This is a genomic window from Paenibacillus diazotrophicus (assembly GCF_042610465.1).
This window is the reverse complement of sequence record NZ_JBGJZN010000012.1, coordinates 17,892-31,578: the sequence shown is the minus strand read 5'-3', so window position 1 is coordinate 31,578 and position 13,687 is coordinate 17,892. Positions and strand designations below refer to the sequence as shown.

Genomic DNA, 13,687 nt, shown 5'->3' with positions numbered 1-13,687 from the left:
GATGGAGTTACGGTTCGTTTAATTCGTACTAATGAGAGGTTCGACACTTATACATACTTTAGGAGGAATCCGCATGCTGAAATCCCTGCAAGCCATTGAAGAATACAGAGAAATTGGACAGCTGTCCGGCGGGGGCTTTCCCTGGCTGGAATATATTGTTCAAGCAGAAGAAACCATTGTCAACCTGGAACGTGTGGACTCGCTGCATGAGCTGGAATACATTAATCCGGTGCTGGATTACGTAGAACGGAGCCTGCGTCTGCTGGACAGTCTGCCGCTGTCCTACTGGATCAAGGAGCTGGCGGAAGAGACGCTGGTCTGGTCGGAGACGGCGAAGGGTGGCACCCTGCGGCAGCGCAGGCTCTGGCAGGCGGAAGGCATTAATATTTTTGTGCATAATATCGGTTCGGCCCAGCTGTATTTGAGGCATGCGGGGGAGTATGGTCTGCATTCTATTCGTGGGATGGAGGCGGGCGGTACCGAAGCCGAGAAGCAAGAGATTGTGCATCGGCTGATTGAAACGCATGGCCTGATCGGCCAGCAGATTCGCGGTGAAGTGCCGCCATCTGTCAACCGCCCGCTTGCGTCGATGGTAGAAGAAGGACTGCTGACCGCTGATGAGCTGGAGCGCCTGCTGTTCGCACTGAATCACTGCATTATATCCGCTGTATCCCCTGAGCTGTGGCAGGAGGTGCGGACCCAGGTTATGGAGCTGATCGCCGTGATCTCGTCGGGGGATCTGCAGCATGCCGAAGTACCGATGAAGGAGCGCTTGCAGAGAATGCGTGTGGGGGCGATTGCGGCAGGTGAGGATTATGATACTGAATGGAGCAGCCTGTTGCAGGAGGGATTCAATCCCGATGTTCTGGAGCCGATGCAGCCGATCACATTCTGGTATGTGGAATCAGCGCTGCAGACCTTTTCGCTGGAGCAGTTTCTTAAGGTTATGACACTCACCGCCTGCGGCAGTAAGCTGTCCGGCCTGAACCATATCAGCTACGAGGCGGTAATGAACAGCATCTATTATGATTACAAGGGTGCCAAGAAGATCAATGTGTACAAGAAGCGGATTATTGAAAAGTATTTGTCCGGACTGTCCTGGGAGGATATTCTGGACGGTTCTACCCCTGCGGGCAATCCGCATCTGATACACCGGCTGCGGCGGGAGGAACACCTGCCGGACACACTGTTCTTCCATTTCGAATTCTCTCCGGCAGCGGAGAAGCTGATTGAGTTCTGTATGGAAGCAGAGAAGTCGGCACTATATGAACGGGCCGTGCTGCTGCTGTTCGATCTGTTTGAGCTGCGACGGGATGCTTTTGACCGGTTCCACAATGAGGATACGTACTTAAGCCAAATGAATGAGACAGCAGACTATAAAGCGGTCATTCTGGAGTATGTCACTGGACAGAAGGTGCTGGACATAGGTCCTGGCGGCGGTGTGCTGCTGGATCTGATCGAAGAGCGGATGCCGGGAGTGATTCCTGTGGGCATTGATATCTCCAGCAATGTGGTGGAGGCGCTACGCCAGAAGAAGCAGCGGGAGGGGCGGCGCTGGGAAGTGCTGCAGGGCGATGCGCTGAACCTGAAGGAGTATGTGGAGCCAGGAACGGTGGATACCGTGATATTCTCCTCCATTCTGCATGAGCTGTATTCCTATGTGCCGCTGAACGGGGTGAAGTTCAACCATGAGACCGTAGCTGCGGCGCTGGCAAGCAGCTTTGAGGTTCTGGCAGAGGGCGGCGTTATTATTATCCGTGACGGTATTATGAGCGAGCCGGTGAATCAGCGGCGCAGGGTGCGTATGCTGGAGGCGGACGGGATGGCGGCGCTGGAGCGCTATGCCAAGGATTTTGCCGGACGGGATATTCAAGTTGAGCGCGTAGGCGAGCAAGAGGTGCTGATGCCGGTGAACGATGCGATGGAGTTTTTGTACACCTACACCTGGGGAGAAGAAGCCTATATCCATGAGGTCCAGGAGCAGTTCGGCTACTTCACCCCCTCGCAGTATAAGGCGTTCATTCAGCAGACCCTAGGGGAACGGGCGAAGATTGAGGTCTTCCGCCATTATTTGCAGGAGGGCTATACGGAGGCGCTGCAGGACCGGGTAGTGGTGATGGATGAGAGCGGACAGGAGGTCCCGCTACCTGACAGTACCTGCTTTATAGTGATTCGGAAGGCTGGAGAGAGTCATTGATCTGGAATAATTGTAATAAGGTTAAATAAAATTTCTCCCATGGAAATATTTATGAATAGGTAGATTCCGCCGATATAAAATAAGAATTATCCAATATTGGCGGCATATTGCCGAATTAGGCAAATGATACATATTCAGGAGGGACGAAATGGGAGAGAAAAGCAGGATTGTATTGCCGATACTGGGGGCATTATTGGCAGCGATTATAGGCGGTGCGGTATGGGCTGCCCTTGCCATCCAAACCGATTATGAGATTGGTCTTTTGGCCTGGGCCATCGGTGGATTAGCCGGATTTGCGGTTGTGAAGCTGAGCGGAGGCCGTACGAATGTAGCGCATCAGGTAATCGCGGTGATCGCCAGCTTGTTGGGGATTTTCCTCGGAAAATATTTCATCTTCAGTTATTTAATCAACGAAGGTCTGGACGGAATGTTCGCGAGTGATCTGATCACGCTGTTCATGGACAACATCAAAGAGTTCTTCGGTGCGATGGACATTGTGTTCGGCATTCTGGCCATTCTTACCGCCTGGAAGATGCCGGCCCGTCTGGCCAAACAGCCTGCGGCTCCGGACCTGAACCTTCCTTCTTAAGCTTCGCGGAAGTAATTAGAAAGTGAACCAACCCATCAGCAATCAGCACACCTGCAACCCCTTAGGCCATCGCCTAAGGGGTTGTTGTATATCCAGTGCAGGCGGAGAGATCAAGGGGATCAGCTCCCATCCGCCAGCTCAACAGCGCTTGCGGAACTCCGAAGGGGAGCATTTCATCGACTTGCGGAAGACTTTGATGAAGTAGCTGACGTTGTCGAAGCCGACTTCGAGGGCAATGTCGGAGATTTTGCGTTCGGTCTGCTGCAGCAGGTCTGCTGCCTGGCGAATCCGGTAGGAGTTGATATAGTCAACGGGCGTTTTTCGGGTCATGGCCTTGAAGAAGCGGCAGAACTGACCTTCACTCATGGGGATCAGCTCCGAGAGATCACGGGTGCGGATCGGTTCCTGGTAGTTGTCCTGGATATAGAGAATGACTTTTTTGAGCCGGCTGATCTTGGTGGTATCGGCGCTCTCCGACTGGCTGTGATTCACTGACCGGCCCTCAATGGCGATCTGGGAGAGCATGATGAGCAAAGTTCCTTTTATAAAGGATTCGAATCCGGGCATTTTAAGATCATAGGCCTCCATCATGCGCTCCAGATGGCGCAGCAGCTCCAGCTGCCAGGGGATATCCGGCGACAGCTGCCGCGGGAAGCTCTGGCGTTTCTCCAAAAGCGGCTGAATCACAGTCTGCTGAATGGTATCATATTGAGCGCTAGCCAGGAGATCGGGGTGAAAGACCAGCGCACAGAAGCGGCAGGGGCTGTCATTCAGCGTATATGCTGCATGGATATCGCCGGATTCTATGAATACGGCTTCGCCCTGGCGGAGCGTGAAATAGTCGGTATCGACCTGGAACATAATCTCTCCCTCCAGCAGCAGGAAGAACTCGGCTTCCTCATGCCAGTGTGTATCAAGGACAGGAGTTCCGGCGGGAAGTTCGATCCAATAGGCGGAAAGCGGGAACATGACATCGCCATGAACACGGTCTTCTTTGAGTAGACGCTGCGAGGTGCGGTCCATTAGAGGCCTCCTTTTCGAGAAAACATCAGAATAATGTTATAAATAAGCTATAATATATTAGTTTTGTAGAATTATTATCGTTATAATGCAACTATAAACACCAAATTGAAGGGTGGCAAGTACCACATGAAATTTACAGACGGCCTCTGGCTGGTTCGTGACGGAATCAACATCAACGGTGCAGTTCAAAACTATGTAGTGGAAAAAACAGCTGAGGGATTAACGGCTGTTACACAGACGACTCCAATTACAGGACGTTCAGCAACCCTGAACTCTACGCTCCTGACCGTGAAATTCCATTCTCCGCTTCCGGGCGTGGTGGGCATCAAAATCATTCATAATGATGGCGTATTGGACCGTGGTCCAGCCTTTGAATTGACTAAGGGAACCGGCGACCACGTTCAAATCGAAGAAACCGATGCACAGACCGTGCTCATCAGCGGCGGACTTCGCGTTGTAATCAACAAAGGGGCTCAATGGTCCGTAGACTTCTTCCGGGGCGACGAGCGTATTACCGGCAGCGGTTACAAATCAATGGCCTACATTACCGACCAGGACGGCAACACCTACATGCGTGAAGAGCTGGATATCGGCGTAGGCGAATTCGTCTATGGTCTGGGCGAGCGCTTTACCTCTTTTGTCAAAAACGGACAGGTAGTAGACATCTGGAATAAAGATGGCGGCACCAGCTCCGAGCAGGCTTATAAGAACATTCCTTTCTATGTTACAAGCAAAGGCTATGGCGTATTTGTTAACCATCCCGAACTGGTATCGTATGAAATTGCTTCAGAAAAAGTGAAGAAAGCGCAGTTCAGTGTAGCCGGCGAAAGCCTGGAATACTTCATCATCGAAGGGCCTTCCATTAAAGAAGTCATCACCAAATACACTTCGCTAACCGGCAAGCCAGCGCTTCCGCCGGCATGGACCTTCGGCCTGTGGCTGACTACTTCGTTCACAACCGACTACGATGAAGCGACTGTGAATTCCTTCGTTGAAGGTATGGCTGAACGTGACCTGCCGCTGCATGTTTTCCACTTCGACTGCTTCTGGATGCGTGAATACCAGTGGACCGATTTCCAGTGGGACCCGCGCGTATTCCCGGACCCTGTCGGCATGCTGAAACGCCTGAAGGAAAAAGGCCTGAAAATCTGCGTGTGGATCAACTCCTATATCGGACAACGTTCGCCGCTGTTTGAAGAAGGCAAGAAAAACGGCTATCTGATCAAAAAAGCAAACGGCGACGTGTATCAGACAGACCTGTGGCAAGCAGGCATGGGACTTGTAGACTTTACGAACCCTGCAGCTTGTGAATGGTATGCCGGTTACCTGCGTGACCTGGTGGATATGGGTGTAGACAGCTTCAAGACCGACTTCGGCGAACGCATTCCTACCGATGTCGTGTACTTCGACGGCTCCGACCCGCAGAAAATGCACAACTATTACACACAAATGTACAATAAAGTGGTCTTCGAAGTACTGGAAGAGAAGCTTGGCAAACATGAAGCTGCTGTATTTGCCCGTTCAGCTACGGCTGGCGGACAGCAATTCCCGGTTCACTGGGGCGGTGACTGCTACGCAGATTATGAGTCGATGGCAGAAAGCCTTCGCGGCGGGTTGTCCCTGGGCTTGTCCGGCTTCGGATTCTGGAGTCATGACATCGGCGGGTTCGAAAATACAGCTCCTGCGCATGTGTTCAAACGCTGGCTGGCCTTCGGCTTGCTCTCGAGCCATAGCCGTCTGCACGGCAGCACCTCGTACCGCGTGCCTTGGGCATATGATGATGAAGCTGTGGATGTTACCCGCTTCTTCACCAAGCTAAAATGCAGCCTGATGCCTTATCTGTATGATGTGGCCGGACAGGCGCATGAGCTGGGCTGGGCTTCGATGCGTGCAATGGTAATGGAATTCCCGGAAGATCCTACATGTGAAGTGCTTGACCGTCAATATATGCTCGGCGATAAGCTCCTTGTGGCTCCAATCTTCCAGGAAAACGGCGAAGTGAAATACTACTTGCCGGCTGGACGCTGGACTCACCTGCTAAGCGGTGAAACGGTTCAAGGCGGATCTTGGCGCAAAGAAAAACATGATTTCTTCAGCCTGCCGCTGTTCGTACGCCAGAACTCGCTCTTGGCTACAGGCAGTGTGGATACCCGTCCGGATTATGATTTTGCCGATGGCGTGAAATTCGGTCTGTATGCTCTGGAAGACGGGGCAGTAACCACTGCAACTGTCCGTGACATGAGCGGTGCGCCTGAACTGACCGTGAAGGCTGAACGTAAAGGCAGCACCATCACCGTTAATGCAGAAGGAAGCGGCAAGGCATTCACACTGGCTGTGAAAGACCTGGGTGCTATCGCTTCTGTCGACGGAGCGGAGCAAGCAGACGATACAACAGTGAAAGTGAACGCCGGCGCCAACTCCGTATCGTTCACCATTACCCTGAAATAAGAATAGGATTCTGCACCCTGGCAGAATGACACAGAACCTCTCTGTACGACATGGCTGTGAAGCATCCATGAAGTCAGGGAGGTTTGTGCTGTGAGGGGATCTGCCGGGGGGATCCCATAATCAGAATTGTGTTATAGATCGGCTGATTCGTATTAGTGTTACGCCGGTAATGTCCGTATACTGTGATTGTTTACAGATTCGTATGAACGAAGGAGCTAATTCACTATGCATAGTCAAGAGAACCAAGCCGGAGTGTTCAGCCAGTCTGAGTATTCCTCGGCCACGGCGCTGTCCACGGCCGCCAATTATATTATGAACTCGCAGGAGCCATTTACTCATACTTACCGGACGTTCATTCGGCTGCGGGAGAATGGAAGCCTGACCCTGAAATTCTGGCACAGCAATGCGGTGGATTCGACCTGGGATATGGGCCTTGAAGCGAGAGGCAGCGAACCGGGAGGCCAATGGAGTATTGAGGCGGCTTATATTGCCGACGGAGGTCTGGAACCGGATGGTACGGTCGCGGCAGGCACTCAGGTGCCCGTGACCTTCTCGGGAGGAGCAGCGAAGCAGGTTGCCCCAGGCGAAACCTTCTGGAGTGATGAGGCTTCCCTTACACTGCCGGAGGGTCACTATCTTGCTTTTACGTGGACGATTAGAACGGCTTCACCAGGCAAAAGCTTCCCGTACAACGTGGAAGGTATCCTGGTCTCTGCCTACGATGGCCCGGGGAATCTTGCCGCTCAGGAATCAGATGTATCTTTCAGTGTATCGGACAAGCTGCTGGTATTGCCAAGCTACATCGGCTACAAGAAACGAGTATCCAAGAAGCTTGTATTCCTGGGTGATTCCATTACGCAGGGGGTGCGGACGGCAAAGGACGAATATTCCTATTGGGCTGCGCGGATTGCCGAAGGACTGGGAACCGGTTATGGGCTATGGAATCTCGGGTCCGGCTGGGGCAGAGCTTATGATGTGGCAACGAACGGCTCATGGCTGAATAAGGCCAAGCAGGGGGATGAAGTGCTGATTGTGCTGGGCGTGAACGATCTCGATATCGGCAGACGTTCAGCTGCGGAATTGCTTGAAGATCTGGCGCACATTATTGCTTTGATCAGAGAGGCGAATCCGGAAGTGAAGATTATTCTGGGCACTGTGCCGCCGTTTAATTTTGAGGGCGAGCGTGAGGAGGCCTGGCGGAGTGTGAATGCACAGATCCTTACAGCTCCCCCTGCAGGGGTCAGCCGCGTATTTGATATCGCGGCCGTACTGTCGATGCCGGCTCCGGCAGACCACCGGGTCCGCGCGGAGTATATGAGCAATAGTGACGACCCGCATCCGAACGGCACGGCCGGCAAGGCGGTGGCGGAGGCTTTTCTGGCGTGGTATTGAGGAAGAAATAAAGAACACCCAAAGCACACTAGGCATACTATGTATTACTTTTATAGGGAGGTAATGCATACTATGGGTATCCAGATGGGATCACAGCAAAAAGTGTTGTATCAGGCAGATCAACATTATGTCCAAAACTTGAGATCGGTTAGAGATCATTTACACGGCATATGCAGACAACATGTCAATCAGTTTGTTCAAGTGCAAACATTAGACGGTCAAGTGTTCACCGGGAGAATTATGGGATGTGACAGAGGGTTGTTTTATTTGAAGGTACAGCATCATGAGGGACAACATCATGGGGGCCAACGCGCTTTTTACGGAAGTAGTATTAATGATACAATATTAACCCTTGTGCTGTATGAAATACTTGTGATCACTCTTTTGTATACTTAAACTTCAAAAAAGAGAACCTACATGTTGGTAGGCTCTCTTTTTTTTTGGGGCCTGTGGTTGATTAGAATGTCCGGAGAATAATCACCAGCAGAATGTACAGTACCAAGATTGTAGTAGTGGAAGTAACAAGACCTCCAATATTTCCGCAACCGCTCATTGTATTCCCTCCTCCGCAGGATGATCTTACAGATCCATGATATGCATCTTGCTCCATCTCTGTATGGACGTTTGACCAGCATTGGGATGTATATGATCAAAGATGAGGGAAGGTGATGTGCGGGCAACTGGTCCTCTTCGTATCAGGGGGTATGCTGCATCCGGAAATCCTTGGGAGAGCTGCCCACCTGTTTTTTGAACACTTTGCTGAAGTATTTAACATCATGAAAGCCGACCATCTCGGAGATCTGCGACAGCTTCAGGTTGGGATTCTGCAGCAGCAGTCTGGCTTTGTCGATTCTGACACTGGTGATATAATCCGAGAAATTAATGCCATACTCCTGCTTGAACTTGCGTGAAATGTATTCGCGGCTAACGTAGAATTTGCCGGCCACCTCCTGCAGCGACAGGTCGGACGGGTAGTTCTGCTCAATATATTTCACAATATCCGTCATCGGATTGCGTTCCTTGACTACTCTGGCGGCAAGCTCCTGCGAGAGCTGCTGCAGCATGGTAAAGGACCAGTCGCGCCAGGCGAACAAGGAGAAGGAATAGCCGCTTGGCAGGGGGGCAGGATTCCGTGTATCCGCCCGCTCAAGCTCTGCCAGCGCACTGTCTGCCTGTCCGCCTAGAACTTCACGTACCAGCCGAGAACGGAAGAGCAGGGCGTCGGCCTTCCATGAATTCAGCATCTCCGGGGTAACCACACCCCGCCGGCTGAGCTCATTGGTCCAATGCTGTGCAGCGGCTGACAACACCTCTGTGCTGCCGCTGATTACAGCCATTCTCCATTCTTCCTGCACGTCTGCAAAGATCACCGGGGCTCCGTTCCCGGTATCTACAGCTTCAGAAGGCGAGGAGAAATGGCAGTAATCATCATGTCTTAACAGATTGCGCCGGAGCAGGGCTTCGGCGGCTTCTGCGCGTTCTGCGGGCAGTCCTCCAGGCAGGCTGCCGACGGAGCTGATGCCAAAGTGCATCCGGAACTGCAGGGTCAGGTAAATTCCCTGGTTGATCCGGTTGACCAGCTCGACAACCGACTCCTGAACATCCCACAGGATCATTGCGATTTCGGGCGGTCCGCCCCAATAACGGAAGGCAATCCCTTTGCCCTGCTGCTGCAGAAATTCATTGCAGATATTAACGATGGCATAATACATCAGCTCGCTGTCTCCGCCAAACCGTTTGATCAGCGGATTGTTGCCGGGATCGGTCTGGACCAGAATCAGCCGTGAGACGGAGGTATTAGACGGTACCACTCCCTCATCCAAAAGCCTGCGCAGCGTAGCATCCGCATTGAGCGGATCATCGATCAGTGCCGACAGCAGCTTCTCCCCATAGATGGGCTTGATTTCATTCAGTCTTATGCTCTGTTTCTGCCGGTGGCTGCGCTCTTCTTCTTCGGTCCGCCAGGAGGCAACCGCTTTGGATACAGCATTATTGATCATTTCCGGCTCAATGGGTTTGAGAATATAGTCAATCCCGCCATGACGGACGGTCTGACGGACAAAGTCAAAATCATTATGGCCGCTGACCACAATAAATTTGGTGCCCCCGGCAAATTCATTCACCCAGGTCATGAGCTCGATCCCGTTCCCCGACTCCATCATCATGTCCATAATGACCAGGGCCGGCTTTTCCCTGCGGATCAGCTCTATGGCTTCGTTGCCGTTTCCGGCTTCGAGAATCTCTCCGATCTGATGCGCGTCCCAGTCGACCAGAAGTCTGACCGCCTTGCGTACTCTGGCTTCGTCGTCAACAATCAGCGCCTTCATATCTCTTCACTCTCCACTACAATGTCAAATTCCAATCTGATCACTACTCCGCCTGCTATATGATTATCGGCAGTCATCACAGCACTGTCCCCGCAGACCAGCCTTAGCCGGGCGAGAACGTTGGGCAGGCCGATCCGGGCGCCCGGGGCATCCCTTGTGCTGTCTGCACTGTCTGCGCTGTCCGCATCTTTCAGGGTGTTAATATCCAGCTGGCTGGGATGCTGAAGCTCCTGCTGCAGAGCCTCCAGCCTTGCTGCCGGAATGGAACTGCCGTTGTTATGGATAATGATCTCCATCCGCCCGGAATCCAGCCGGGCCGCCGTAATCTCGATCAGCCCGTCGGTACGGGCGAGATTGAAACCGTGCTTGAAGTAATTCTCCACAATGGGCTGGAGGATCATTTTGGGCATCAGCGCCTTCAGCAGCGATTCTTCCATATCGTAGCGGAAAGTGAACTTGTTTTCAAAACGCTCCTTTTGCAGCTCGATGTAGGCTTTGACATGATCCAGCTCATTTTGAACCGTAACAATCTTCTCATCATTGTACATGCTGTAGCGCATCATCTTGGCGAGTGCGGAGAGCAGGGCATAGATTTGCGGCACCTTAAGCTCCAAAGCGAGCGTACCGATAATCTGCAGCGTATTGTTCATAAAGTGAGGATTAATCTGCGATTGCAGCGCCCTCAGCTCATTGGTTTTGTTCGACAGCTCCAGCCGGTATTCACGCAGAATCAGATTGTTGATCGTATCCATCATACTGCGGAAGCGCTCAGTGACGAGGCCGATCTCATCCTTACCGGTTGGTCTGATATCAATCTCCAGATTACCCGTCTGCACCTGATTCATGTACCTTGTCAACTGCTTAATCGGAGCTGTAATCCGGAAGGAGATGAGAATCGTCAGCGCAATAATCATAACCATCAGCAGCACCAGCAGCATGATGTTGATCCGGGCTGATTCGTTGGCTTCACGGTACAGGTAAGAGACCGGAATCTGCTTCACCAGCGTCCAGTTCAGTCCGGAACTTTCTATCCTCTGATAGATAAACACAGCTCCATCCTCTTCAAAATATCCCTGGGACAGCCCGCTTCCCGCGATTTGCTTGTCATACCAAGAGGCATTCAGCGGTTTGCCCAAGGTTGCTTCATCATGGCTATATACCACTGTGCCGCTGCCATCCACCAGATAGATATTCTCCTTACCCCGTTCATACAGCTGGTCCATAATATCCGTAAACGCCGTCAGCTTCACATCAATAGAGAGATAGCCAAGCGCATCGGTGGAAGGAATTCTCTCAATCCTTCTGTGCAGGGTGAAGACCGGCTCGGGGCTTAACTGCGGAATCACTGAATTCATACCGTAGCTGTTGCTTATATGTGTGCTCTGAAAAGAGAGGGGATACGGATCCGTGATCCGGGAGTCAGCATAGAGCGGAATTCCCTGCCACCGCTTGGGCGTGGCGTTGTGGGCTACGAGCGTGGCTTTACTGTCTTTGACACGGTAGAGATAGACCTGAAAGATGTCAGGCATAGATGTCAAAATATAGTTCAGTGAAGAGTAAATCCGGATATTGGCCGTCATATCGTCGTAGCCCGCTTCGAGCTGTCTATAGAAGTCCGAGTCCGAGTAGACCGTCAGGGAGAGCCGGTTTACCTCCTGGATCAGGCTGTTGATATTTTTGTAGCCTTGGTATAGCAGATTTTTATTCTCATCCACTGCCCGGGTCCGAAGAGACTTCGTCGTGTAGGAATAGCTGATAAACATCGTCGCCATAATACAAATTAAGGTAGGAAGGAGTAAAAATACAATCAATTTAGTGCGAATACTGTTCCATTTCATCGATTCTTGTCACATCCGATCAATATTTTACACCTTAACGATCACATGAGTAGGTGTAAGCAGTCCTTTGAAAAATAGATAATATGTTTAGATCATAAACAAGTGAGTGAGTAAAAGAAAGGGGGACGGGTGAATGCGCGGTTCGAAGTTGTCCCAATTTGGTCAACAGACTTTTTTTGTGGGTCCGGCTTTATTGTTTTTTACCCTGATTACTATTATTCCATTTCTAATGGGGATGTACTATTCCTTCACGGACTGGAACGGCGTATCGGGTAACGTAAGCTGGGTTGGCATTGATAACTTTAAAGCGATATTTACAAATGATCCGGATTTCTGGTCATCCTTCTGGTTCACCGTGAGATTTACTGTGCTGGGAGTTGTTTTGACCAATGTAGTGGGCTTTTTCCTGGCCTATCTGCTGACAAAACCATTGAAAACACGCAATATGCTCCGTACCATTTTCTTCATGCCGAATGTGATCGGGGGATTGCTGCTCGGGTTTATATGGCAATTTATCTTCATCAAGGGTTTCGCCACGATGGGCGATATCACCGGCTGGTCTTTCTTTAACCTTCCATGGCTGGGTGATGCAACAACCGGTTTCTGGGCCATCGTCATGGTGTTTATCTGGCAGTCTTCCGGTTATCTGATGGTAATCTATATCGCTTCACTCAGCAACGTATCCAAAGAAGTGCTCGAAGCTGCTGAGATTGATGGCGCATCCCGGATGCAGGTGCTTCGCAATATTATCGTTCCTTTAATTATGCCTGCAGTGACCATCGGGCTGTTCCTGGCGATTTCCTGGTCCTTCAAAATGTTCGACCTGAACTTGTCCCTGACTAAAGGCGGACCGTTCAAATCGACGGAGTCTGTGGCCATGAACATCTATAATGAAGCCTTCCTGAACAACCGTTACGGTCTGGGTACGGCCAAAGCGCTGCTCTTCTTCCTGATTGTCGCGATTATCACTATCATTCAGGTCCGTGTGACGAAGAGCAAGGAGGTAGAAGCTTAATGAATGCAAAGTCCAAAAGCAGATGGAATATCGGAATTGAAGTAATCATGATTCTTTTGGCGCTTCTATTCCTCTCGCCTTTCTATTTCCTGCTGGCGAACTCGGTGAAATCCTTCGGGGAGATCCTGAGCGATGCTGCAAGCTGGCCGCAGCACTTCATGTGGTCGAACTACTCGAACGCATGGCGGTTGGCCCGCTTCTCTGAAGCGTTCCGCAACTCGCTGATTGTCACCATCATCAGTGTGGTTCTGATCTCTTTGTTCAGCGCAATGGCTGCTTACCGTATGGTTCGCTCCAATAGCCGGTTCAACCGGGTGCTGCTGCTGCTGTTCGTAGCCGCTATGGTCGTTCCGTTCCAGACCATCATGATTCCAATCCTAAAGGTCGTTAATGTACTAGGAGTGAATAACTCCTTTGTGGGTCTCATTATTTCCAACCTGGGACTCAGTATTCCGATGGCGATCTTCCTGTTCCACGGCTTCATCAAGTCCGTACCTCTTGAGATTGAAGAGGCGGCAACGGTCGACGGCTGTAATCCGATCTCTGCGTTCTTCCGGATTGTACTTCCTCTTCTGAAGCCGATGCTGATGACCATTATCGTTCTGAATGCTCTGGGAATCTGGAATGACTATCTGCTTCCGTCACTGATTCTACAGGCACCTGGACTGCGGACCATTCCGCTGGCCACCTTCTCGTTCTTCGGCCAATATACGAAGCAATGGGATATGGCACTCCCGGCACTGACCATCGGGGTTGCTCCAATCGTGATCTTCTATCTGTTCATGCAGCGTTACATTGTTGAGGGAATTGCGGCCGGCTCGGTGAAAGGTTAATACCCGGGCCCCCGTTCCACATATT

11 protein-coding genes are annotated in these 13,687 nt (G+C 51.4%); 7 read left to right on the top strand and 4 right to left on the bottom strand.

All coding sequences use genetic code 11. From position 1 onward, the window contains the following. Positions 1–73: 73 nt before the first annotated feature. Together ACAN54_RS28135 and ACAN54_RS28130 are read left to right on the top strand one after the other, a co-directional pair. The gene (locus ACAN54_RS28135; protein ID WP_379163635.1) at positions 74–2,197 is read left to right on the top strand and encodes a class I SAM-dependent methyltransferase; all 2,124 of its coding nucleotides are present in this window, start codon (positions 74–76) and stop codon (positions 2,195–2,197) included. A 148-nt stretch (positions 2,198–2,345) separates the two neighbouring features. Next, positions 2,346–2,786, top strand: coding sequence for a hypothetical protein (locus tag ACAN54_RS28130; protein ID WP_379163632.1), 441 nt, complete (start codon positions 2,346–2,348; stop codon positions 2,784–2,786). 138 nt (positions 2,787–2,924) lie between these two features. Here the strand turns inward: ACAN54_RS28130 and ACAN54_RS28125 are convergent, their stop codons facing one another. Continuing rightward, positions 2,925–3,809: an AraC family transcriptional regulator gene (locus tag ACAN54_RS28125; protein WP_379163630.1), complete on the bottom strand. Its 885-nt coding sequence runs from the start codon at positions 3,807–3,809 to the stop codon at positions 2,925–2,927. A gap of 126 nt (positions 3,810–3,935) precedes the next feature. Between ACAN54_RS28125 and yicI the strand changes: the two genes are divergently transcribed. The 3 genes from yicI (at position 3,936) to ACAN54_RS28110 (ending at position 8,045) form a co-directional block, all read left to right on the top strand. Next, entirely contained in the window at positions 3,936–6,257 is a 2,322-nt protein-coding gene (gene yicI / locus ACAN54_RS28120) for an alpha-xylosidase (RefSeq protein WP_379163627.1), read from the top strand. 225 nt (positions 6,258–6,482) lie between these two features. Continuing rightward, the gene (locus ACAN54_RS28115; RefSeq protein WP_379163623.1) at positions 6,483–7,649 is read left to right on the top strand and encodes an SGNH/GDSL hydrolase family protein; all 1,167 of its coding nucleotides are present in this window, start codon (positions 6,483–6,485) and stop codon (positions 7,647–7,649) included. Between the two features lie 72 nt (positions 7,650–7,721). Next, a complete protein-coding gene (locus tag ACAN54_RS28110) occupies positions 7,722–8,045 on the top strand; it encodes a hypothetical protein (RefSeq protein WP_379163613.1) in 324 nt (107 codons plus the stop codon). A 61-nt stretch (positions 8,046–8,106) separates the two neighbouring features. On the opposite strand, the gene ACAN54_RS28105 is transcribed toward ACAN54_RS28110, so the two are convergent. The 3 genes from ACAN54_RS28105 to ACAN54_RS28095 all read right to left on the bottom strand — a co-directional run bounded on the left by ACAN54_RS28105 (position 8,107) and on the right by ACAN54_RS28095 (position 11,748). Beyond that, positions 8,107–8,202: a YjcZ family sporulation protein gene (locus ACAN54_RS28105; RefSeq protein WP_218619217.1), complete on the bottom strand. Its 96-nt coding sequence runs from the start codon at positions 8,200–8,202 to the stop codon at positions 8,107–8,109. 142 nt (positions 8,203–8,344) lie between these two features. Then, a complete protein-coding gene (locus ACAN54_RS28100) occupies positions 8,345–9,976 on the bottom strand; it encodes a helix-turn-helix domain-containing protein (RefSeq protein WP_379163610.1) in 1,632 nt (543 codons plus the stop codon). Next, on the bottom strand, positions 9,973–11,748 hold the full coding sequence (locus tag ACAN54_RS28095; protein WP_379163607.1) for a sensor histidine kinase: 1,776 nt from the start codon (positions 11,746–11,748) through the stop codon (positions 9,973–9,975). The genes ACAN54_RS28100 and ACAN54_RS28095 overlap by 4 nt, the downstream gene beginning before the upstream one ends. A gap of 199 nt (positions 11,749–11,947) precedes the next feature. On the opposite strand from ACAN54_RS28095, the gene ACAN54_RS28090 reads away from it, so the two are divergent. Together ACAN54_RS28090 and ACAN54_RS28085 are read left to right on the top strand one after the other, a co-directional pair. After that, positions 11,948–12,829 (top strand): carbohydrate ABC transporter permease, encoded by an 882-nt coding sequence (locus tag ACAN54_RS28090; RefSeq protein ID WP_379163604.1) that lies wholly within the window; start codon positions 11,948–11,950, stop codon positions 12,827–12,829. Further along, positions 12,829–13,662: a carbohydrate ABC transporter permease gene (locus ACAN54_RS28085; protein WP_379163601.1), complete on the top strand. Its 834-nt coding sequence runs from the start codon at positions 12,829–12,831 to the stop codon at positions 13,660–13,662. The genes ACAN54_RS28090 and ACAN54_RS28085 overlap by 1 nt, the downstream gene beginning before the upstream one ends. Positions 13,663–13,687: the final 25 nt, after the last annotated feature.

Bases quoted from the DNA above. Each gene is read 5' to 3' on its own strand.
- yicI (WP_379163627.1), top strand. From the start codon at position 3,936: ATGAAATTTACAGACGGCCTCTGGCTGGTTCGTGACGGAATCAACATC.
- ACAN54_RS28110 (WP_379163613.1), top strand. From the start codon at position 7,722: ATGGGTATCCAGATGGGATCACAGCAAAAAGTGTTGTATCAGGCAGAT.
- ACAN54_RS28115 (WP_379163623.1), top strand. From the start codon at position 6,483: ATGCATAGTCAAGAGAACCAAGCCGGAGTGTTCAGCCAGTCTGAGTAT.
- ACAN54_RS28135 (WP_379163635.1), top strand. From the start codon at position 74: ATGCTGAAATCCCTGCAAGCCATTGAAGAATACAGAGAAATTGGACAG.
- ACAN54_RS28085 (WP_379163601.1), top strand. From the start codon at position 12,829: ATGAATGCAAAGTCCAAAAGCAGATGGAATATCGGAATTGAAGTAATC.
- ACAN54_RS28130 (WP_379163632.1), top strand. From the start codon at position 2,346: ATGGGAGAGAAAAGCAGGATTGTATTGCCGATACTGGGGGCATTATTG.
- ACAN54_RS28095 (WP_379163607.1), bottom strand. From the start codon at position 11,748: ATGGCGACGATGTTTATCAGCTATTCCTACACGACGAAGTCTCTTCGG.
- ACAN54_RS28125 (WP_379163630.1), bottom strand. From the start codon at position 3,809: ATGGACCGCACCTCGCAGCGTCTACTCAAAGAAGACCGTGTTCATGGC.
- ACAN54_RS28100 (WP_379163610.1), bottom strand. From the start codon at position 9,976: ATGAAGGCGCTGATTGTTGACGACGAAGCCAGAGTACGCAAGGCGGTC.
- ACAN54_RS28090 (WP_379163604.1), top strand. From the start codon at position 11,948: ATGCGCGGTTCGAAGTTGTCCCAATTTGGTCAACAGACTTTTTTTGTG.
- ACAN54_RS28105 (WP_218619217.1), bottom strand. From the start codon at position 8,202: ATGAGCGGTTGCGGAAATATTGGAGGTCTTGTTACTTCCACTACTACA.